Source organism: Bacillus sp. MT94 (genome assembly GCF_058792475.1).
The window spans coordinates 1099194-1120245 of sequence record NZ_JBXAEZ010000002.1 but is presented as its reverse complement, the minus strand read 5'-3'; the positions used below and the strand labels follow the sequence as shown (position 1 = coordinate 1120245).

Here is a 21052-nt window from a genome sequence, read left to right as displayed (position 1 = left end):
AGAGGATGCTATATTGGGAGATATATTATCGATTTACCAACAAAAATGGATATTAATAAATAAAACGGGCTTAATAAAATTAAGCTCGTTTTATTTATTTTGCTTAAGAAAGAAATGGAACAGTGGTATATATGATACCTGCCCCATCATACTCTCCTGTCGCAAAGTATGAAAATGTAAAGAAACCTGTGACCGTAAAAATTACAATAAGAAAAAGTGTGAAGATAAATTTTAACATGTAAGGTCCCCTCATCCAAAAATAACTTCATAGAGTATTATAGTATACGAATATTTTATTTCCAATTGTTTACTGGTTAAAAATGAGAAGTCAGACATGTTTTGTATGTTGTAATGGAATGATTATTTGTAATGGATTTTGTATTTTTTGTAAATGTCATATTGTGATGGACGTGTGCATACTCCCAATCATGATCATTAAAATTTATGTTTCGGGGAGGGAGAAGTGGAACGACATCGAACAAGTTGACGAAACGAAAGCTACTAGCTACTTGTAGTTTATAATAATTTCGAAAAGCGATATCTCCTACTTTTGGAGAAGCGAATGTATAAAGTCCATACTGTGCGAAGGCAGTATTTATACGTGCATCTAATATGTGTAATGTGGCAAGCGCAGCACCTAGACTATGCCCAGTAGCTAGCAGTTTTTTATGTGCTGGCAATGATACGAGCATATCCATAATAGAATCACGACAAGACTCATAAATAGAGAGAAAGCCGTTATGGACATTTCCGCTATTTAAAGCATAAGGATAAGGTTTTTGATTGACGAGAGAGTCAATAATCCAATCAGGGTCTGTTTGAGTGCCCCTGAAGGCAACGATAATTGTATCCTCAGATTCTAATATAAACCCGAACCATTCTGTTGTTTGAATGGCTTTTCCTTGAAACCCTTGTACATATTGAAAACCATCTGGTATTTCGAAAATACCATTTTGTTTATATTGTTCATACGTTAACTCACAACAAGAAGCTAACAGTATGGCAGTGTCTTTATCAAAGGATAAAGGAGTACGCATTAAGGAAGCCCTCCTTAAGAAAAGGTATAGTTTAATATATGCGGTGAGGAACTTGATTCATGCTTTTGGAAAAAAGACTTGAACCTACAGTTACGTGAGGGAGTATGATTTTTGTAAACATATTGTTAGGAGGAGTGTAAGATGAGCAAAAGGGAAGGCTGTTCAATTGGTGAGTTTGCAAAGAGGACAGGCACATCAATACGGACACTACAATATTACGATGAAATTGGACTACTTAAACCTGGAAAGAATGTTAGCTCTGGTCACCGTGTGTACAAAGGAAAAGATATATTAGAACTACAGAAAATAGTGAGTCTTAAAGTATTAGGATATAGTTTAGAAGAAATACGCGTTATGCTGAAAATGCCAAGTTTGAATGTAAATTTAAAAGAAACGTTGGAACAACAAAGAAAAGCCTTTGAAGAAAAGAGAAGACACATTGAAGTTTCGATAAAGGCGCTTGAACGAACAATGGTATGTCTTGAGGAAGATGAAGAGTTGGATAGTGACATATTAATGAGTCTAATTAACAGCATTCAAAAAGAAAACGAACAACGTTTATGGCTTGAAGGATATGTATCAAAAGACTTGGCTGATGGATTATATAATAAGTCGGAAGAAGAGGGCATAGCACTTGATAAAGAGTTTGTGCGTTTAGCAAAAGAAGTGAAAAGATTATTCGGAAGACAAATTGAGGATTCAGAAGTGCAAAAATTGGTTGATGAACATATGAAGGCGACTCTTAAGTATGTTGGTGAAGAGACAATGTATTCTTTAGGTAAATTAGAGAATGTAGAAGAACAATATAATAATATGATGCCATCTCCTTACACGGAAGAAGAAGAGACATGGCTTAATGAAGCGATGGAGTATTATATGATTCGAAATGGTATGTATAGCCCTCCGCAGTAAAAATAAAGTGCCATAGTCATAAACTTTAGAGAAATGCCTCCGATGTTTTTTTGCATTGGAGGCATTTTTTACTCTTTTCCATCTAAAAGGTGAACAAGGCCACCTAATATACTACTTTCACCAGTACTTTATAATGCTGGGCTTGTAAGAGGTTTGAAAAAATAGTCTGTATATATTTGAACGATGATTACCTATTTACTTGTGTTTGTTCGCACTATATACCGAAAATTTCGGGAAACGAAACATATTATTTATCTGTTTGTTTTTGCTTTTTTTTCAAATACTCCGCACGTAATTGTTCAAGTTGCTGCTTTTTATCAAATTTGGCAGGCTTCTGTTTTTCATGAAACTTTGCCACAGCTACCTGACTTTTGGAATCCAATTGATATTTTCCCACTTTGTTCACCTACTTTTCTTGTCTTGAAAGAGAATCTATTCAACAAATATAATATACCTTATTTTACTGAAGTAAACCTTATTACTTTATTTCATCTGCTTTTTCTCGTTTGTAGACGTAAATTAAAACACCCTTTCACTGCATTACTGCAAGCAAGGGTGTTTAATTTTAGTATTATATTAGTCGATGGACAAGCCTGCATAAGGGCCCTTTTTACTCTTTCCCATCCAATAAACGACCAAGGCCACCTAATACACTACCTTCGCCAGTACTTTGCGCTGCTGGGCTTGTAAGGCGTGCTGCTAATCGGCTAAGTGTTAAGGACTGAATCCAAACTGTTCCAGGACCTTCTAATGTTGCGAAGAATAAACCCTCGCCGCCAAATAGAGCTGTTTTTACTTTACCAACGAATTCGATATCATAGTTAATATCTTTTGTCATAGCAACGAGACAACCTGTATCAATGCGAAGTTTCTCACCAGGTTTTAATTCACGTTTATATACAGTTCCACCTGCGTGCATGAAAACAAGGCCGTCACCTTCAAGTTTCTGCATGATAAACCCTTCACCACCGAAGAAACCAGTTCCTATTTTTTTCGTAAATTCAATTCCGATAGAAACACCTTTTGCGGCACAAAGAAAGGCATCTTTTTGACAAACTACTTTTCCTTGATATTCTGTTAAATCTACAGGAATAATTTTACCAGGATAAGGAGCAGCAAATGAGACGTGGCGTTTGCCGTGACCTGTATTTGTAAATACAGTCATAAACATACTTTCGCCTGTAACGAGACGTTTACCAGCGCCCATTAATTTGCCGAATAAACCGTTAGATGGGCCAGAACCGTCACCAAAGATTGTTTCCATTTCAATGTAATCTTCCATCATCATCATTGCGCCAGCTTCTGCGATAACGCTTTCTTTTGGATCTAATTCAATTTCAACAAACTGCATATCATCGCCATATAGCTTATACTCGATTTCATGTGCTTGCATTTTTTCACCTCATAAATATGTAGTAATTATATTGTACAGAAGTTAAAAGAATTAGAGTACTGTATTTTTGTTAATTTTTGAATAAAAATAGAATGAAAATTTAAGGTTATACTAGGATTATAAAAAATGATGGAATGAAAGTGTTCTCATTTGACGTTTTCGATATAGCATGATATAGTGAAAGCACTATTGAGCTACATAATGTGGTACGGAAATAAAGCACGTTGTATTAAAGGCTGTAAGCTTGTTATACATTCATGTCCTTTATATCCACCTTTTCATGTGGATTCATAGTTTCATTTTTATTTAGGAGGTACATGACATGCAAACAGGTAAAGTTAAATGGTTTAACGGCGAAAAAGGTTTTGGTTTCATCGAAGTTGAAGGCGGAGAAGACGTATTCGTACATTTCTCAGCTATCCAAGGCGACGGCTTCAAAACTTTAGAAGAAGGTCAAGAAGTTTCTTTCGAAATCGTTGAAGGAAACCGCGGACCACAAGCAGCTAACGTTACAAAAAACTAATTAGCTAGCGATAAAAAGCATTCCGATTTTCGGAATGCTTTTTTTTATTCTTTGGAACTAGATTCATTTGAAGATAATTCACCTTTGAAGGTACGTTCTTCAAAATCATCAAGCATTTGTTCATATTCTTCATGCTCTTCTGTAGCGAAAACTTGTGGGTTTTTCCCGTACATATCCGTACCGATAAAGTTTTCAAAATCCTCCACGTAGCCTACGTTTTCTTCACTATTTACATACATGCCATTATAGTTTTTTGAATCTTGTCTTTCTAAATCAGACGGCGTTTCAGATGTTCCGTAATTTGCGACATCTTGCCACGCATCTTCCGCATCGTACTCAACAGAATGGTCCTCATCATGCTTGTGGAAAGAAGGAGACAACACTTCTTCTTCAACTGGCCGTGTATTCATATTTAACTTATTTGTCGCGTGCTGTATGCATGTTGTAGCAGTCGGCATTGCTTCCAATCTTTCAAATGGAATTTCTTCGCCAGACACTTCACAAATGCCGTACGTACCCGCTTCTATTTTTTGTAGGGCATGTTTCGTCTCCTCAAGCTGTTTATGCCAAAGTTCAATAAGCCCGAAGTCTTTTTCCCGTTCATATAGCTCTGTAGCCATATCACCTGGATGGTTGTCATAGCTAGACAGTTCTCCTACTGAATCGCGTTCAGAAGCACGATCTGTATTTTCATGAGTTTGTATCGTTTGTTCCAGTTCTTGTTTTTGTTTTTCTAAAATGGATTTAAATTGACCTACTTGTTGTGGAGTTAACATAGTCGTCCACCTTCCTACAATTCAGTTTCTTTACATAGTATGAGCGTTGAGAGTAGGAATTATGAGATGAATTTCAGATATGAAAAAGGAGCCGCATAAGCAGCTCCTTTTATAGAAAGTATCCAAGTAATAATCCGATTCCCATTAGGAAACCGAAGATTGTATTTGTTTTTGCTGTTGCAATCATCGCAGGTACCATTTCCATTGGAATGCTTTTGCCGATAAAGCCTTTCGTCGCTTTAAATGCTTTCGGCGCACTTAAAAATACGATAAGCATCCATGGTGATACGATGCCCACGATAATTAAAGCAATTGTCCAAATGTAGGAAACGATGAACATCGAAGCAAGTACACCAACAGCTCTTTCACGTCCAACGAGAATTGCTAACGTTTTACGACCGTTTTCTTTATCGCCATCCAAGTCACGAATATTATTAGCTAGTAAAATGGCACCAATTAAAATGGAGCTTGGAATAGATAGTAAAATGACTTCTGATGTTACAGTGCCAGTTTGAATAAAGAATGAAATCCCAATAATAATGACACCCATAAATAATCCGGCTGTCAACTCTCCAAATGGTGTATATGCAATTGGAAGTGGGCCACCTGTATAAAGGTAAGCAACGGCCATACAAACAAGACCGATTGCAGCAAGCCACCAACTAGAATTTATACAAATATAAATACCTAATAGTATTGCGATGCCGAAAAATCCAAATGCTAAGTTAAGCACTGTTTTTGGCTGAATGCCATCGCGAACGATAGCGCCGCCGATACCAACTGAACCTTCGTGATCAAGTCCTCTTTTATAATCAAAATATTCATTAAACATGTTTGTTGCTGCTTGAATGAGAAGACAAGCAAGAAGCATCATAAGGAAAAGAGGAAGATGTATTTGATTTATACCTCCGACCTGCATCGAATATGCTGTTCCGATGAAAACAGGTACGAAAGCGGCTGTTAATGTATGGGGACGTAGTAAACTCCACCAGATGCGCCAGCCTGTTTGCTTACTTGGCTTTGGCGCCGTAGGAGAGGAATTCGTTTTGACGTTCATTTCCATGGTGAATCCTCCTTTGGTCACATATTGTACACAACTAAGTGTAGAAAAAGCATCATTTAGTGTCAACGTTTATTTTCTAGGAAGAGAAGGTGAATTTCTCAGAAATGCTAAACGTTGACAGGCCTTTCGTTTGAGGTGTATCTTAAAATCAAGCGTAATTATGACTATTTTTCGCCCATAGGGGGGAGACAATTGTGATTCAAACGAAACAAAAAGGTTTGCAAGAAGTTCTTATTGCAGCTATCAAGCGTGCAACTAACGAAAAAACATTGGTTAGTTTTGTAAAACAAATAGACTGGGTGGATCCACTTCTGTTCTATGCAGCAGGAAAAAGGATTTCATTCGAAAATAGATGTTATTTTGCAGACCCGGCTCAGCATGTAATATTTGCAGGAATTGGCTCTGTTTTCACTATAGCAAATTCTTCTCATAAGCGCTTTCAAACCGCTCGCGACGAGTGGGAGAAAGTAAAAGAGAATGCATTTGTCCAAAGAGATGAATATGAATTTGGAACGGGTCCACTTTTATTTGGTGGTTTTTCCTTTGATCCAGAAAAAGAGAAAACGGACCTATGGAAAGAGTTTAAAGATACGACATTTTCACTACCAGCATTTTTATTAACTGTAAAAAATGAAAAAGCATGGTTAACGATGAATATATTTGTTTCAGCAACAGATTGTGCAGAAACTCTTTATAACGAAATGATTTCTTTAGAAGAGAAAATTTTGGGAGAGAGTAAATGTGCGCTAAACGGATCGAAATTAGCTGTTATTTCTAAAGTAGAAGTGGATCCGAAAGGCTGGATGAAAGCAATTGAAAAAGTACAAGATGAGATGAAGCAGGGTAACGTGCAGAAGGTTGTATTGGCGAGGGAACTTAAATTAGAGATGAATCATTCGATTGATTCTGCTCTCGTTTTAGAAGCACTTCGCATTGGTCAACCGGATTGTTACGTATTTTCTTTTGATTATAAAGGAGCATGCTTCTTAGGAGCGACGCCTGAGAGATTAATTCGCAAAGAAGATGAGAAATTTACATCGATGTGTCTTGCGGGTTCAATCGGTCATGGTCATTCTATAGAAGAAAGTGAACGAAATAGTAATGCGCTTCTTCATGATGAAAAGAATTTAGCTGAACATGGGTATGTTGTTAACATGATTCGCTCGGTACTAAATGAACATTGCGAATACGTTAATATTCCGGAAAGCCCAGGCTTATTAACAACGAAAAACTTAATTCACTTATATACGCCTGTAGAAGCAAAAGGCGATGCGAGTCTTTTAACAATGGTAGAAGAATTACATCCAACACCAGCTCTTGGCGGGACACCTCGTTTGGAAGCGATGAAACTGATTCGTGATGTTGAATTGTTAGACAGAGGATTGTATGGTGCACCGATTGGCTGGATAGATGATGAAGGAAATGGTGAATTTGCGGTTGCACTGCGCTGCGGATTATTAAACGGCGAGAAAGCATCCTTATTTGCCGGTTGTGGTATTGTAATTGATTCAATCCCGCAGCTTGAATATGAAGAAACAAGTTTGAAGTTTAGACCGATGCTTGGTGCTTTGGAGGAATTAATGAAATGAACAATCATATAGAAGCATTATCATATTATTTAGGCGCGTTCGTGGATGAACTGACGCGTCTAGATGTATGTGATGTTGTCATTAGTCCAGGCTCACGGTCAACGCCGATTGCTTTACTAATGGAACAACACGAAGGAATGAACACATATTTACATGTAGATGAAAGATCAGCAGGATTTTTCGCGCTCGGTATTGCGAAAGCGAAAAAACGCCCAGTAGCATTATTATGTACGTCAGGAACAGCAGCAGCTAATTACTATCCAGCTGTATGTGAAGCTTTTCATTCAAGGGTCCCGCTTATCGTCTTAACAGCGGATAGACCGCATGAATTAAGAGATGTGGGTGCACCACAAGCAATGAATCAATTTAATTTATACGGTACTTTTGTGAAACAATTTACAGAGATGGCACTGCCAGAAGCGAGTGAAGCGATGTATCATTACGCTCGTATGACGACGCAGCGCATAGTAGCAAGTGCTTGTTTAGCGCCGCAGGGTCCTGTTCATCTTAATTTTCCAGTTCGCGAGCCACTTATCCCCGATTTCTCACTAGAAAGCTTATGGGATAAAGGACGTAGTGAATATACAGGAGTAGTTCAGCAAGGAAACGTGACGATGCCGAGTGAATATGTAGATTCTCTTGTAGGGCGCCTTTCACATATGGAAAAGGGGCTTATTATTTGTGGTGATGATAGTCATTCGGAAATTGCAATGTTTGCCACAGAACTAGCTGAAAAAACTGGCTATCCTATATTAGCAGACCCACTTTCTAATATTCGTAGCGGACACCACGATAAAACGATGGTAATTGACTGTTACGATACATTTTTACGAAATGAACAGTTAAAAAAAACGTGGAAACCGGACGTTTTAATTCGCTTTGGTGGTATGCCTGTTTCTAAATCATTAACGCAGTTCATAAAAAAACAAACGAAAGCAGTTCATATCGTTGTCGATGAATCAGGACAATGGAGAGATCCAGCTCTTGTTGCGACAGAAGTTGTGCAAGCAAGTGACATTGAATTTTGCAAGGAAGTAATAGAAAAAATGCCAGTTATGAAGAAGAATGATTGGTTCGTAATGTGGCAACATATAAACGAAAAAACGAAGGAAACGCTTCGTGAAATAGAAACATATGATACTGCATTTGAAGGAAAGGTTATTACAGATATTGTACGCGTATTACCAGAAGGAGCAACATTATTTGCGAGCAATAGTATGCCAATTCGTGATACAGACTCATTCTTCTTCACATCGGATAAAAATATTCAAGTGATGGCAAACCGCGGTGTAAATGGGATTGATGGAATCATTTCGACAGCTTTAGGAGCGAGCATTATTTGCGATCCGCTCGTATTAGTGATTGGTGATTTATCATTTTATCACGATTTAAATGGGCTATTAGCAGCGAAATTACATGAATTAAACATAACAATTGTCGTTGTAAATAATGATGGCGGGGGTATTTTCTCATTCTTACCACAATATGAGAAAAAGGAACATTTTGAATCATTATTTGGAACTCCAATTGGGCTTGATTATGAGCACGTTGTCAAAATGTACGGTGGTTCATTTAGCCGTGTAAATGGTTGGGAGCAATTCCGTGAAGAAGTACAAAAGGGAGCAACGACAAAAGGTTTACACGTTGTGGAAATTTGTACGAACCGTGATGAAAACTTAACATTGCACCGTACGTTATGGGCAAAAACACAGGACGTAATTACTACATCATTGCAAGGTGAATCAAAATGAACGTAACACTGCAAGGTGTATCGTATGAATATGAAGTAGTCGGGAGCGGGGAACCACTTCTACTTCTTCATGGTTTTACGGGAAGCATGGAAACGTGGCGTTCTTTTATCCCTTCATGGAGCGAGCAGTTTCAAGTTATTGTAGTAGATCTTGTTGGACACGGAAAGACCGAGAGTCCTGAAGATGTTGCACATTATGATATCCGAAATGTGGCATTGCAAATGAAAGAACTATTAGATTACCTTCAGATTGAAAAAGCACATATACTTGGCTATTCAATGGGCGGTAGATTAGCGATTACGATGGCATGTCTATATCCAGATTATGTACACTCTCTTTTATTAGAAAATTGTACAGCTGGGCTCGAAAACGAAGAGGATAGAAAAGAACGTCGTGAAAAAGATGATCGACTTGCTAATAAAATTGAGCGAGAAGGCGTTCAAAGTTTTGTTTCTATGTGGGAAAATATTCCGCTTTTTGAAACGCAAAAACGTTTAGCAGAAAACGTACAAGAAGCGGTGCGAAAAGAACGGCTTGCTAACAACCCAAAAGGGCTCGCGAATAGCTTGCGCGGCATGGGAACAGGGGCTCAGCCTTCATGGTGGGATGAGCTGAAAAACTTAAAAATACCTGTTCTTTTAATGAACGGAGAATATGATGAAAAGTTCTTTCGCATATTAAAAAACATCGAAAAATGCGTTTCTGATGCGAAAATTGTCAAAATTGATGGTGCTGGCCATGCAATTCATGTGGAACAACCGGAAAAGTTTGATACAATAGTAAAGGGATTTCTAAAAACTATGCAGTGATGCTTTTTTCAGCAAGAAGGAAGTCACACTTATAGAGGAGATCAGAAATATACAAGGAGGTAGTTGTAATGGCTATTGAATGGGTAACAGAAGGCAATTACGAAGATATTATTTATTCAACATACAATGGTATCGCAAAGATTTCGATTAACCGCCCTGAAGTACATAACGCATTCCGTCCAAAAACGGTAATGGAGTTAATCAATGCATTTGCACACGCTCGTGATGATGCAAATGTTGGCGTTATCATTTTAACAGGAGAAGGTGGACGTGCATTCTGTTCTGGCGGCGACCAAAAAGTTCGCGGTCATGGTGGATATGTAGGTGACGACCAAATCCCACGTCTAAACGTATTAGACTTACAACGTCTAATTCGCGCAATTCCTAAACCAGTTATCGCAATGGTAGCAGGTTATGCAATCGGTGGAGGACACGTACTTCATATCGTATGTGACTTAACAATCGCTGCAGACAACGCTGTATTCGGACAAACAGGTCCTAAAGTAGGAAGCTTTGACGGTGGATACGGAGCTGGTTACCTAGCTCGTATGGTAGGCCACAAGAAAGCTCGTGAAATTTGGTACCTATGCCGTCAATACAATGCACAAGAAGCGCTTGATATGGGCTTAGTAAACACAGTAGTACCATTAGAAGAGCTTGAAGCAGAAACAGTACAATGGGCACAAGAAATTTTAGCAAACAGCCCAATGGCACTTCGTTTCCTAAAAGCTGCATTCAACGCAGACACGGACGGTCTAGCTGGTATTCAACAACTAGCTGGAGATGCAACGTTATTGTACTACACAACTGACGAAGCAAAAGAAGGTCGCGACGCATTCAAAGAAAAACGCAGTCCGGACTTCGGTCAATTCCCTCGTTTCCCTTGATCAAAAGCGGAAGCGGCTCGCTTAGAATGTGAGGGGGATGGAGCTTCTGACGTAGAGGCGCTTTTTGCCTCGTAGGAAGAAGTGAAGCCACCGAACATTCTAGCTGCTGTAGCTGGATGTTTTAAAAGCGGAAGCGGCTCGCTTAGAACAAGAGGGCGTTGGAACTCCTGACGTAGAGGCGCTTTTTGCCTCGTAGGAAGGCGTGAAACGACCGACTGTTCTAGCCGCTGTAGCTGGATAAGGTCAAACCGGAAACAAAACAACTAAGAGACTTGATATCATATCAAGTCTCTTTCTTTCATGAAAGGAGAATGAATGATGGAGACGATGCCAAATTGGTTAATGCAACGTGCATTTTTAACACCAGATCGAACTGCAATTGAAATAGAGGAAGAGAAAGTTACTTTTATGCAGCTGCATGAAAAGGTAGTATCTGTTTGTGAACACCTCACGCATGTAGGAGTGAAGCGAGGACAAAAGGTGGCTGTTCTGATGAAAAATGGTATGGAGATGATTACAGTTATTCACGCCCTATCGTACGTAGGGGCAGTAGCTGTGCTTTTAAATACGCGTCTTTCAAGAGAAGAGCTACTTTGGCAAATGGATGATGCTGAAGTTATTTGTTTAGTGACCGATCAAGAATTTGATGCTAAAGATGTTCCTGTCTATTCATTCGCCGAAGTGATGAATGGACCAAAAGAGGAAGCCTCTATACAAGAAGAATTCTCTTTAGAAGAAGCGATGACGATTATTTATACGTCAGGGACGACAGGGAAACCGAAAGGCGTTATTTTAACATATGGAAATCACTGGGCCAGCGCGGTTGGCTCTTCGCTTAATTTAGGACTTCGTGATGATGATTGCTGGTTAGCGTGTATGCCGATGTTCCATGTTGGCGGGTTATCTCTTCTAATGAAAAATATTATGTACGGCATGCGCATTTTACTCGTTCCGAAATATGATGCTGATTTTATTAATACAGCACTTCAAACGAGAGGCGTAACGATTATTTCAGTCGTATCAAAAATGTTAACTGATTTATTAGAGAGACTTGGAGAAGAAACATATCCTTCTTCTTTACGATGTATGTTACTTGGTGGAGGACCAGCGCCAAAACCGTTACTCGAAACATGTGTAGATAAAGGAATTCCTGTGTATCAAACGTACGGTATGACAGAAACGTCTTCGCAAATTTGTACGTTGTCCGCAGATTACATGTTAACGAAAGTAGGATCAGCTGGAAAGCCACTATTTCAGTGCCAACTTCGTATTGAAAAAGACGGCGTAGTAGTGCCGCCACATGCGGAAGGTGAAATCGTAGTAAAAGGACCGAACGTAACAGGTGGTTACTTTAACCGTGAAGATGCGACGCGTGAGACTATTCAAAACGGATGGCTTCATACTGGTGACCTCGGTTATTTAGATGAAGAAGGATTTTTATACGTATTAGATCGCCGCAGTGATTTAATTATTTCTGGCGGAGAGAATATATATCCGGCTCAAATTGAAGAAGTGTTGCTGTCCCATCCAGCGATAGCGGAAGCTGGTGTTGTAGGTATGACTGATGATAAATGGGGACAAGTACCCGCTGCTTTTGTTGTGAAAAGCGGGGCGGTAACAGAAGAAGAAATTCTTCACTTTTGCGAGGAGAAATTAGCGAAATATAAAGTGCCGAAGAAAGCATGTTTCTTAGAGGAATTACCACGTAACGCTTCGAAAAAATTGTTAAGACGAGAGTTAAGAGAATTAGTGGAGGAGAAAGAAACAGTAAACAAAAACATAGACAAAAGTAGGCATATATAATAAAAAGTAATTATGAAACAATATAAACCAAAAGAATTTTCAGAAATGCTTAATGTCTCTGTTAAGACATTGCAAAGGTGGGACAATCAAGGTGTTTTAACTGCTTACCGAAACCAAAAAGGAAGATGATACTATACAGAAGAACAGTATAAGGAATATATGGGTATTCAAGAAGAAAATAAAGTAGGCAAAGTAGTTATTTACACAAGAGTATCAAATCCAGGTCAGAAAGATGATTTAGAAAATCAGGTTGAGTTTTTAAAAACATTCGCAAATGCACGAGGGATGATTGTAGATGAAGTTATCAAAGATATTGGTAGCGGATTAAACTACAAAAGAAAACAGTGGAATAACCTGATTGACAGTTGTATGGAAAGAAATATTTCGACTATCATCATTGCACACAAAGATAGATTTGTACGTTTTGGATATGAGTGGTTTGAAAAGTTTCTTCGTAAAATGGGAGTGGAAATTATGATTGTTAACAATGAAAAACTATCTCCTCAAGAAGAACTTGTGCAGGATTTAATATCTATCATTCATGTATTTAGCGGTAGAATATATGGGTTGAGAAAATACAAAAAGAAAATGTCGGAGGATGAAGATTTATGAAAAGAGCATATTTAATAGAAATCAAACCGACAACTGAACAAGTTAGTAAAATCCGTCAAACTATTGGGGTGTGTCGATATGTATATAACCTGTATATCTCTAAAAATAAAGAGGCATATGAGTCGGATGGGAAATTTCTTAGTGGCTATGACTTTTCTAAATGGTTAAACAACATTCATACAAAAGAGTGTGACCAGTGGATTAAAGAAGTGTCGAGCAAAGCGGTAAAACAAGCGATTATGAATGGAGATAAAGCTTTTAAGCGATTTTTTAAAGGTTTATCTAAGTTTCCACGATATAAAAAAAAGAAGAAGCAAGATGTGAAGTGCTACTTTCCGAAAAACAACAAAACAGATTGGACAGTAGAAAGACATAGAGTAAAAGTCCCTACAATTGGTTGGATAAGGTTAAAAGAGTATGGATATATTTCAAAAAATACAACTGTAAAAAGTGGTACAGTATATCAAAGAGCAGGAAGATACTATGTGTCTATACTCTGTGAAGTGAAAGAGGTAAAACCAAATTCAATTCTCAATGCAGTAGGTATAGGAATTGATTTGGGAATTAAAGACTTCGCTGTACGTAGCGATGGAAAAACTCACAAAAATATAAATAAAACAGTACAAGTAAAAAAGATAGAAAAACGGTTAAAACGTGAACAACGCTCTTTATCACGCAAATTTGAAAATATAAGAAAGAGAGGTGAACAACCTGTTACTAATAAAAGAGCGAATATAAACAAAAATATTCTTAGGGTGCAACAGCTACATGCTAGGCTAGCAAATATTCGATTAGCGTATGTAAAGTCTATTGTAAATGATGTGGTGAAAATCAAGCCAATGTTTATTACAGTAGAAGATTTGAATGTGAAAGGTATGATGAAGAACAAACATCTATCTAAAGCTGTAGCGCAACAATGTTTTTATGCTTTTAAAACATGGTTATCAACGAAATGTAGGGAATATGGAATTGAACTACGGCAAGTGGACAGATTCTATCCATCTTCTAAAATATGTTCATGTTGCGGTCAAAAAAAGTCGGATTTAAAGCTGTCTGACCGAGTATATACATGTGATTGTGGAAATGTAATGGATAGAGATTTAAATGCATCTATCAACCTTTTACAAGCAAAAAAATATACAATACTAACGTAAATAGATTGTATATATGTACGGTGGGCTACATCGGAATTTACGCCTGTGGAGTGTCACAGCAAACTGTAGTAGCAAGTGATTAGCGAGGCAGGGCACGTAGAAGCAGGAATACTCTAAGAATATACATTTGTCTATATTTTTAGTAGCAGATGTAGGTGGAAATAAAAAAAGCGACACTTCATATAACAGAAATGCCACTCGTAATCCCGTTTGCTGCAAGCTACGGGACTTACGAAAAGCGTGAGAGTATCGTTATTGAATTAGAGGATACGGACGGGTACATCGGATTTGGGGAAGTCGTTGCATTCTCTGAACCGTGGTATACGGAAGAAACGGTGAAGACAGCGCTGCATGTACTGCAAGACTTTTTAATACCTGATTTATTAAAGGCTGAAATTTCTCATCCGAATGAGGTACCGGGTCTATTTCAACATATAAAAAGAAACCGAATGGCAAAAGCCGGAATAGAGGGGGCTGTTTGGGATTTATATGCGAAGCGTCAAAAGAAATCGCTAGCAACAGTACTTGGCGGAACTAGTCATGAAATTGAAGTCGGCGTTGTAATTGGGATCAATACAATTCCGGTTATGTTAAAACAAATCGAGAAGTACGCCGAAGAAGGATACGAGCGTTTTAAAGTGAAAATAAAGCCAGAGCATGATTATGAGTTATTAAAAGAAATTCGAAAAGAGTTTCCGCATATCCCGCTAATGGCAGATGCGAATTCAGCGTATACATTAGCGGATACGGAGAGGCTGAAACAACTAGATGAATTCCAATTAATGATGATTGAACAACCGTTAGCGGATTACGATTTTCTTGATCACGCGGAGTTGCAAAAGAAAATTGAAACGCCGATTTGTTTAGATGAAAGTATCCATAGTTTAGAAGATGCGCGCGTTGCGATTACGCTTGGTAGTTGCCGCATCGTTAACATTAAGCCAGGGCGAGTAGGCGGATTAACAGAGTCGGTTCAAATTCATAATTATTGCATGGAGCATAACATACCAGTTTGGTGCGGTGGTATGGTAGAAATGGGGATTTCACGAGCGCAAAATGTTGCTCTTGCCTCATTGCCGAACTTTACGATTCCTGGTGATATATCCGCTTCTAGTAGACATTGGCAGAGGGATATTATTTCACCGGAAGTGACGCTTGAGGGCGGGAAAGTGATTGTACCGCAAAGTGTTGAAGCTGAGTATAAAGTTGACCGCGAAAGATTGGAAGAACTTACGAAGCAGCGGATTTTTTTTGAGCGGTAAATGGAAGTTTCATTAGGATGCCCGCAAATAGCGAGAGGATTTTGTCGTTCATTGTCGGTAAGTCAATATAATTGGAAAATCGCTGATATAATTTTATTTACCAAGGTTACTTTAACGAGTAGCCTTTTCGTATTGTACAAATTGGATAGACTAGTTTACAATCGAGCGTATAAAAATGGAATGAAAAAGGGGGAGTAAAATGAAACGCATTTCAATTTTAATCGCTGATGATGAGGCGGAAATTGCTGATTTAATTGAGATACATTTAGAAAAAGAAGGGTACCATGTTGTGAAAGCAGCGGATGGGGAAGAGGCAGTTCATATTATTGAAACGAAGCCAATCGACTTGGTAGTTTTAGATATTATGATGCCGAAAATGGATGGTTATGAGGTGACGCGTCAAATTCGCGCGAAACATCATATGCCGATTATTTTTTTAAGCGCGAAAACTTCGGACTTTGATAAGGTGACAGGTCTTGTACTAGGTGCGGATGATTATATGACGAAGCCTTTCACACCAATAGAATTAGTTGCACGTGTAAATGCACAACTGCGTAGGTTTTTTACGTTAAATCACCCGAAAGTAGTGGAGAGTAAATCTGCTTTAGAAATAGGCGGAGTCGTAATTAATCCTGAGCGCAGGACGGTTGATGTGTATGGTGAACAAATTGAATTAACGCCGAAAGAGTTCGATATTTTATATTTATTAGCGAGTCATCCGAAGAAAGTATACAATGTGGAAAATATTTTTCAGCACGTATGGGCAGATGATTATTATGAAGGTGGAAATACAGTAATGGTACATATTCGTACTTTGCGGAAGAAACTTGGAGAAGATAAAAGAAAGGATAAATTAATAAAAACAGTGTGGGGAGTAGGTTATACTTTCAATGGCTAATATGATGAAAAGCTTTCGATTTAAAATGATTGCCTTATTTGCGTTAAGTATGGTGCTTGCAGCAACTGTAACTTATATAATTTATAAAGGATTGCAGTTGTATTATAAAACGATGGTTCGCTACGAAGAGCCTTTAGCACAATTTAGGTCAATGGTAAGGGAATTTGGAGACATTAACTTCTTTTTAATTTTCTTTATTCCGTTATCTATTATCTTTTTCTTCTTTTTGACAAAACCGTATTTAAAATACTTTGATGAAATTTCTAATGGGATTCATCATCTTGCGAACGGTAACTTTACGAATAAAGTTCAAGTTTCATCAAATGATGAGTTTGGAAATATCGCGCGTGAAATAAATGTTGCAAGTGAAAAGTTAAAAGAAGCTGTTGAAAGAGGAGATTTTGCTGAAAGTAGTAAAGATCAGCTCGTTGTGAATTTAGCTCATGATTTAAGAACACCGTTAACATCCGTGTTAGGATATTTAGATTTAATTCTTAAAGATGAAAATTTAACAAAAGAACAAATTAAACATTTCTCCACAATTGCATATACAAAATCGCAAAGACTGGAAAGTTTAATTGATGAGCTATTTGAAATTACACGTATGAATTATGGCATGCTAAAGCTGGATAAAAAGCCGATCGATATAAGTGAGTTACTTATACAGTTAGAGGAGGAATTGTATCCGTTATTAGAAAAACATCATTTAGAAGCTAGATTGAACGTGGCTCCTCATTTACCGATGCACGGTGATGGAAAATTGTTAGCTAGAGTATTTGAAAACTTGTTAACAAATGCCGTTCGTTACGGGTATGATGGGCAATTTGTTGATATGAATGGATATGTTGATAATGGAGAAGTTGTCGTACAAATTATGAATTATGGAGATAGCATTCCAGAAGAAGATTTACCGTATCTTTTTGATATGTTTTATACAGGTGATAAAGCGAGAACTGAGAACCGTGGCGGGACTGGCCTAGGACTATTCATTGCGAAAAATATTGTCGAGCAGCATAATGGTACGATTTCTGCTGAGAGCAATGTAGTTAGAACGCTATTTGAAGTACGATTGCCAAAAGACGAGAATGTAACAATTTAATAAAAATTTAAACTTTACCCCACTTTTTATTTTAATAGTTTTTTCTATTCTATACGTAAGTTACGTTAAGGAGGAACTAGAAATGAAAAAGTGGGTATTTATTTCTTTTTTTATAGCATTCACAGTATGTGTAGGCGTTTATATATCACCGTTATTTCAAAAGGAAATCGATGTTAAAATTGTCGGGAAAGATGAGCTAGTAAAGGCGGCAAACACCGAGGGGAAAGAGATTACGAAGGAACAAATTTATAAGGGCGATTTATTATTAGTTAACAGGGATTATCCAGTAAAAAAAGATAGTATTAGGTCTGATATTATAAATGTAAATCATAATAGTGAATTAGTAAGAGGTTATGTAATATTTGATAGAAATCTTCGTTTATCAAAGGATGTTGTGAAAAAGTTTTTGAACGTTGTCGATGCGGCTGGAAAAGAAAGTGTTAACCATTTTTTGATTAGTAGTGGTTATAGAGATTTCCAAGAGCAAAAACAGCTATATGAAAAAATGGGATCTGATTATGCACTTCCAGCAGGATACAGTGAACATAATTTAGGATTATCACTGGACATTGGGTCTACTCAAAAGAAAATGGAGAAAGCGCCTGAAGGAAAATGGATTGAAGAGAACGTATGGAAGCATGGCTTTGTATTACGTTATCCGAAAAATAAAAGTAACATTACTGGAATTCAATATGAGCCATGGCATATCCGTTATGTCGGCCTACCTCATAGCGCAATTATGCAAAAAAAGAATTTTACACTAGAGGAATATTTAGAGTTTTTAAAAGAGGAAAAAGAGGTTTCAACTGAAGTAGAAGGTAAGAAATATACTGTTTCTTATTATAAAGTTTCTGAGAATACGAAAGTGAACGTTCCAGCAAACAAGCAGTATGAAATTTCCGGGAACAATATGGATGGGGTTATTGTGACGGTTCAGGAATAGAGAAAAAGGCTGTGCCATTTGGGACAGCCTTTTCTTATATAAGAAAGGAAGTGACGTTTTTTGTCGGTAAATCGATATTCTTTGTCGAATCGTTAATATATTATAAGTTATGATAGATATAATTGAAAAATCGTTGATATATTGTAAGTTATGATAGATATATTCAAAAAATCGTTGATATAATTTCCTATACTATTAGCATTTTGGAGGAGCATCTTTTTATGTATTTTTAAACATTATAACGTTATATTTACTTCTCCCTTTTTTTGTGTTACGCTAAACGTGTGAAAGAGATATAAAATGAAACTTTAATGTAAGCGTATTCTTATGGCTTCTTATAGAAAAGGGTGGAAATACAATGACAGAACGATTCGTACTACGTAATGTGAAACGTGTGAACGGGGAAGAGATTGACATTGTAATTGAAAATAATAAAATCGCACAGGTGACGAAAGCTGGTGCTGGCGAGGGTGGAAAGGTTCTTGATTACTCTGGTACTTACGTATCGAGTGGCTGGATTGATTTGCACGTTCACGCTTTTCCAGAGTTTGATCCGTATGGCGATGAGGTAGATGAAATTGGCGTTAAGCAAGGGGTAACGACAATTGTTGATGCGGGTAGTTGCGGTGCTGATCGCATTGCAGATTTAGTAAAAAGTAGAGAGCAGGCAAAGACAAATTTATTTGCCTTTTTAAATATTTCTCGCATCGGTTTGAAACGAATTGATGAATTATCCAATATGGAATGGATAGATAAAGAGAAAGCGATAGAAGCAGTAGAAAAGTATAAAGATGTAATCGTTGGGTTAAAGGCGAGAATGAGTAAAAGTGTCGTTTGTGATAGTGGAATTGAACCGCTGCATGTAGCGCGCGCTTTATCTCGAGAAACATCATTACCGATTATGGTACATATCGGTTCAGCGCCTCCCCGTATAGAGGAAGTTGTACCTCTTTTAGAAAAAGATGATGTGATTACACATTATTTAAACGGGAAAGAAAATAATTTATTTGATGAAGAAGGGAAACCGCTACCTGTGTTGTTAGATGCGGTGAATCGCGGCGTGCATTTAGATGTTGGTCACGGTAATGCTAGCTTTTCTTTTAAAGTAGCAGAAGCGGCGAAGCGTCACGATATTGCCTTTAATACAATTAGTACGGATATTTACCGGAAGAATCGTATACATGGTCCAGTGTATAGTATGGCTCACGTTCTTTCGAAATTCCTTTACTTAGGTTATCCGCTAGAAGAAGTAATTGGTGCGGTTACGAAAAATGCGGCAGAGTGGCTTAAGAAACCAGAGCTTGGCCGTATTCAAGAAGGGGATATTGCAAACTTAACTTTATTTACGGTTAAAGATGAGAAGGTTACGTTAATTGATTCAGAAGGGGATCAGCGCATTGCTGAAAAAAGAATTGATACGAAAGGGGTTGTAACTAATGGGTCATTCATTGAATGCTAAGTACGGATTAAAAAGAGTGATTAATGCGAGCGGTAGAATGAGTATTTTAGGTGTATCTGCTCCTACAGATACAGTAATGGATGCGATGAAACATGGTGGACAAAATTATGTGGAAATTGCTGATTTAGTAGATAAAGCAGGAGACCATATTGCGAGAATTCTAGATTCAGAGGCAGCGGTCGTTGTGAATTCAGCATCGAGCGGAATTGCGCTTTCTATCGCTGGTATCGTTACAGAAGGAAATCGCCGTAAAAGTGAAAGACTTCATCAAGAAGTAATCGCGAAAAACGAAGTGATTATGTTAAAAGGTCATAACGTTCAATACGGTGCTCCTGTTGAAACGATGATTTACTTAGGTGGAGGAAAACTCGTTGAAGTTGGCTACGCAAATGAAGGGAAAGCAGAACATATTGAAGATGCGATTGGCGAAAATACAGCAGCAATTCTTTATGTGAAATCACATCATGCAGTGCAAAAAAATATGATTTCTGTTGAAGAAGCATGGGAAGTAGCGCAGCGAAATAACGTACCACTTATCGTTGATGCGGCAGCTGAAGAAGACATTCAAAAATATGTGAAGTATTCAGACCTTGCCATTTATAGTGGTTCAAAGGCAATTGAAGGACCTACTTCTGGTATTGTTGGCGGTAAACGAAAATATATCGAATGGCTGAAAGTGCAATTACATTGCATCGGAAGAAGTATGAAAGTCGGGAAAGAGACAACTTTTGGCTTACTTCAAGCGCTTGATGAGTACGGAGTAAAAGAAGATAAGAGCGAGCAAGAAAAAGAATTGCTACAAGTACTTATGCCGCTAAAAGAATTAAATGGTGTAAATGTAACGATCGTTCAAGATGAAGCTGGAAGAGCAATCTTTAGAGCACGTATTCATATTAACGAAAAAGAGTTAAACAAATCAGCAAGAGATGTTGTGACTGCATTACGCGAAGGGGAAATCGCAATTTATACACGTGATTATGGAGTAAGACAAGGATTCTTTGATATCGATCCACGTCCACTTCAAGGTGATGATATACATGTGATTGAAGAAAAAATGAGAGAAATTGTAGGGGGAAACTAAA

General features: G+C 37.8%; 20 protein-coding genes and 1 pseudogene. 15 read left to right on the top strand and 6 right to left on the bottom strand.

Annotated features, from left to right (window positions below; all coding sequences use genetic code 11):
• Nucleotides 1-103: 103 nt before the first annotated feature.
• Together AC1Q51_RS11595 and AC1Q51_RS11590 are read right to left on the bottom strand one after the other, a co-directional pair.
• The gene (locus tag AC1Q51_RS11595; protein ID WP_016079902.1) at nucleotides 104-238 is read right to left on the bottom strand and encodes a hypothetical protein; all 135 of its coding nucleotides are present in this window, start codon (nucleotides 236-238) and stop codon (nucleotides 104-106) included.
• Between the two features lie 76 nt (nucleotides 239-314).
• A complete protein-coding gene (locus tag AC1Q51_RS11590) occupies nucleotides 315-1037 on the bottom strand; it encodes a lipase family protein (protein ID WP_492331513.1) in 723 nt (240 codons plus the stop codon).
• 141 nt (nucleotides 1038-1178) lie between these two features.
• Here AC1Q51_RS11590 and AC1Q51_RS11585 point away from each other — a divergent pair, with 141 nt between their 5' ends.
• Nucleotides 1179-1949 carry a MerR family transcriptional regulator gene (locus tag AC1Q51_RS11585; RefSeq protein ID WP_000043962.1) on the top strand — a complete coding sequence of 257 codons (771 nt, stop codon included), beginning with the start codon at nucleotides 1179-1181 and terminating at the stop codon, nucleotides 1947-1949.
• Between the two features lie 247 nt (nucleotides 1950-2196).
• Here the strand turns inward: AC1Q51_RS11585 and AC1Q51_RS11580 are convergent, their stop codons facing one another.
• Nucleotides 2197-2346: a hypothetical protein gene (locus AC1Q51_RS11580; protein WP_000521642.1), complete on the bottom strand. Its 150-nt coding sequence runs from the start codon at nucleotides 2344-2346 to the stop codon at nucleotides 2197-2199.
• Between the two features lie 213 nt (nucleotides 2347-2559).
• A complete protein-coding gene (locus AC1Q51_RS11575) occupies nucleotides 2560-3342 on the bottom strand; it encodes a TIGR00266 family protein (RefSeq protein WP_492331512.1) in 783 nt (260 codons plus the stop codon).
• 322 nt (nucleotides 3343-3664) lie between these two features.
• On the opposite strand from AC1Q51_RS11575, the gene cspD reads away from it, so the two are divergent.
• Entirely contained in the window at nucleotides 3665-3865 is a 201-nt protein-coding gene (gene cspD / locus AC1Q51_RS11570; protein WP_001193052.1) for a cold-shock protein CspD, read from the top strand.
• A 44-nt stretch (nucleotides 3866-3909) separates the two neighbouring features.
• On the opposite strand, the gene AC1Q51_RS11565 is transcribed toward cspD, so the two are convergent.
• Both AC1Q51_RS11565 and AC1Q51_RS11560 read right to left on the bottom strand, forming a co-directional pair.
• Nucleotides 3910-4641: a yteA family sporulation protein gene (locus AC1Q51_RS11565; RefSeq protein WP_000957398.1), complete on the bottom strand. Its 732-nt coding sequence runs from the start codon at nucleotides 4639-4641 to the stop codon at nucleotides 3910-3912.
• A gap of 109 nt (nucleotides 4642-4750) precedes the next feature.
• Nucleotides 4751-5704, bottom strand: a complete 954-nt coding sequence (locus AC1Q51_RS11560) for a 1,4-dihydroxy-2-naphthoate polyprenyltransferase (RefSeq protein ID WP_075717049.1) — start codon at nucleotides 5702-5704, stop codon at nucleotides 4751-4753.
• A 194-nt stretch (nucleotides 5705-5898) separates the two neighbouring features.
• On the opposite strand from AC1Q51_RS11560, the gene AC1Q51_RS11555 reads away from it, so the two are divergent.
• The 13 genes and pseudogenes from AC1Q51_RS11555 (at nucleotide 5899) to AC1Q51_RS11495 (ending at nucleotide 21051) form a co-directional block, all read left to right on the top strand.
• Nucleotides 5899-7293: an isochorismate synthase gene (locus AC1Q51_RS11555; RefSeq protein WP_075717050.1), complete on the top strand. Its 1395-nt coding sequence runs from the start codon at nucleotides 5899-5901 to the stop codon at nucleotides 7291-7293.
• Nucleotides 7290-9044: a 2-succinyl-5-enolpyruvyl-6-hydroxy-3-cyclohexene-1-carboxylic-acid synthase gene (gene menD, locus AC1Q51_RS11550; protein WP_075717051.1), complete on the top strand. Its 1755-nt coding sequence runs from the start codon at nucleotides 7290-7292 to the stop codon at nucleotides 9042-9044. Before AC1Q51_RS11555 ends, menD begins: the two co-directional genes overlap by 4 nt.
• Nucleotides 9041-9853 carry a 2-succinyl-6-hydroxy-2,4-cyclohexadiene-1-carboxylate synthase gene (gene menH, locus AC1Q51_RS11545; protein WP_075717052.1) on the top strand — a complete coding sequence of 271 codons (813 nt, stop codon included), beginning with the start codon at nucleotides 9041-9043 and terminating at the stop codon, nucleotides 9851-9853. Before menD ends, menH begins: the two co-directional genes overlap by 4 nt.
• 68 nt (nucleotides 9854-9921) lie before the next feature.
• Nucleotides 9922-10740 carry a 1,4-dihydroxy-2-naphthoyl-CoA synthase gene (menB, locus tag AC1Q51_RS11540; RefSeq protein ID WP_000963892.1) on the top strand — a complete coding sequence of 273 codons (819 nt, stop codon included), beginning with the start codon at nucleotides 9922-9924 and terminating at the stop codon, nucleotides 10738-10740.
• Between the two features lie 318 nt (nucleotides 10741-11058).
• Nucleotides 11059-12543, top strand: coding sequence for an o-succinylbenzoate--CoA ligase (locus AC1Q51_RS11535; RefSeq protein ID WP_492331511.1), 1485 nt, complete (start codon nucleotides 11059-11061; stop codon nucleotides 12541-12543).
• 12 nt (nucleotides 12544-12555) lie between these two features.
• Nucleotides 12556-13155: pseudogene (locus AC1Q51_RS11530) on the top strand (IS607 family transposase).
• Nucleotides 13152-14309: an RNA-guided endonuclease InsQ/TnpB family protein gene (locus AC1Q51_RS11525; protein WP_492331510.1), complete on the top strand. Its 1158-nt coding sequence runs from the start codon at nucleotides 13152-13154 to the stop codon at nucleotides 14307-14309. The pseudogene AC1Q51_RS11530 and the gene AC1Q51_RS11525 overlap by 4 nt, the downstream one beginning before the upstream one ends.
• Nucleotides 14310-14464: 155 nt before the next feature.
• Nucleotides 14465-15571, top strand: a complete 1107-nt coding sequence (gene menC, locus AC1Q51_RS11520) for an o-succinylbenzoate synthase (RefSeq protein ID WP_492331509.1) — start codon at nucleotides 14465-14467, stop codon at nucleotides 15569-15571.
• Nucleotides 15572-15770: 199 nt separating this feature from the next.
• Complete coding sequence (locus AC1Q51_RS11515; protein ID WP_000822508.1) at nucleotides 15771-16469, top strand: response regulator transcription factor; 699 nt, start codon at nucleotides 15771-15773, stop codon at nucleotides 16467-16469.
• Nucleotides 16462-17568, top strand: a complete 1107-nt coding sequence (locus AC1Q51_RS11510) for a sensor histidine kinase (protein WP_000002599.1) — start codon at nucleotides 16462-16464, stop codon at nucleotides 17566-17568. The genes AC1Q51_RS11515 and AC1Q51_RS11510 overlap by 8 nt, the downstream gene beginning before the upstream one ends.
• Before the next feature lie 82 nt (nucleotides 17569-17650).
• A complete protein-coding gene (locus AC1Q51_RS11505; RefSeq protein WP_000759402.1) occupies nucleotides 17651-18511 on the top strand; it encodes a D-Ala-D-Ala carboxypeptidase VanY in 861 nt (286 codons plus the stop codon).
• Between the two features lie 358 nt (nucleotides 18512-18869).
• The gene (locus AC1Q51_RS11500) at nucleotides 18870-19970 is read left to right on the top strand and encodes an amidohydrolase/deacetylase family metallohydrolase (RefSeq protein WP_090976778.1); all 1101 of its coding nucleotides are present in this window, start codon (nucleotides 18870-18872) and stop codon (nucleotides 19968-19970) included.
• A complete protein-coding gene (locus tag AC1Q51_RS11495) occupies nucleotides 19948-21051 on the top strand; it encodes a DgaE family pyridoxal phosphate-dependent ammonia lyase (RefSeq protein ID WP_060632690.1) in 1104 nt (367 codons plus the stop codon). Before AC1Q51_RS11500 ends, AC1Q51_RS11495 begins: the two co-directional genes overlap by 23 nt.
• Nucleotide 21052: the final 1 nt, after the last annotated feature.

Excerpts from the sequence above, each read along its gene's own strand:
- AC1Q51_RS11595 (WP_016079902.1), bottom strand. The coding sequence starts at position 238 with ATGTTAAAATTTATCTTCACACTTTTTCTTATTGTAATTTTTACGGTC.
- AC1Q51_RS11590 (WP_492331513.1), bottom strand. The coding sequence starts at position 1,037 with ATGCGTACTCCTTTATCCTTTGATAAAGACACTGCCATACTGTTAGCT.
- AC1Q51_RS11585 (WP_000043962.1), top strand. The coding sequence starts at position 1,179 with ATGAGCAAAAGGGAAGGCTGTTCAATTGGTGAGTTTGCAAAGAGGACA.
- AC1Q51_RS11575 (WP_492331512.1), bottom strand. The coding sequence starts at position 3,342 with ATGCAAGCACATGAAATCGAGTATAAGCTATATGGCGATGATATGCAG.
- cspD (WP_001193052.1), top strand. The coding sequence starts at position 3,665 with ATGCAAACAGGTAAAGTTAAATGGTTTAACGGCGAAAAAGGTTTTGGT.
- AC1Q51_RS11565 (WP_000957398.1), bottom strand. The coding sequence starts at position 4,641 with ATGTTAACTCCACAACAAGTAGGTCAATTTAAATCCATTTTAGAAAAA.
- AC1Q51_RS11560 (WP_075717049.1), bottom strand. The coding sequence starts at position 5,704 with ATGGAAATGAACGTCAAAACGAATTCCTCTCCTACGGCGCCAAAGCCA.
- menD (WP_075717051.1), top strand. The coding sequence starts at position 7,290 with ATGAACAATCATATAGAAGCATTATCATATTATTTAGGCGCGTTCGTG.
- menH (WP_075717052.1), top strand. The coding sequence starts at position 9,041 with ATGAACGTAACACTGCAAGGTGTATCGTATGAATATGAAGTAGTCGGG.
- menB (WP_000963892.1), top strand. The coding sequence starts at position 9,922 with ATGGCTATTGAATGGGTAACAGAAGGCAATTACGAAGATATTATTTAT.
- AC1Q51_RS11535 (WP_492331511.1), top strand. The coding sequence starts at position 11,059 with ATGGAGACGATGCCAAATTGGTTAATGCAACGTGCATTTTTAACACCA.
- AC1Q51_RS11525 (WP_492331510.1), top strand. The coding sequence starts at position 13,152 with ATGAAAAGAGCATATTTAATAGAAATCAAACCGACAACTGAACAAGTT.
- AC1Q51_RS11515 (WP_000822508.1), top strand. The coding sequence starts at position 15,771 with ATGAAACGCATTTCAATTTTAATCGCTGATGATGAGGCGGAAATTGCT.
- AC1Q51_RS11510 (WP_000002599.1), top strand. The coding sequence starts at position 16,462 with ATGGCTAATATGATGAAAAGCTTTCGATTTAAAATGATTGCCTTATTT.
- AC1Q51_RS11505 (WP_000759402.1), top strand. The coding sequence starts at position 17,651 with ATGAAAAAGTGGGTATTTATTTCTTTTTTTATAGCATTCACAGTATGT.
- AC1Q51_RS11500 (WP_090976778.1), top strand. The coding sequence starts at position 18,870 with ATGACAGAACGATTCGTACTACGTAATGTGAAACGTGTGAACGGGGAA.
- AC1Q51_RS11495 (WP_060632690.1), top strand. The coding sequence starts at position 19,948 with ATGGGTCATTCATTGAATGCTAAGTACGGATTAAAAAGAGTGATTAAT.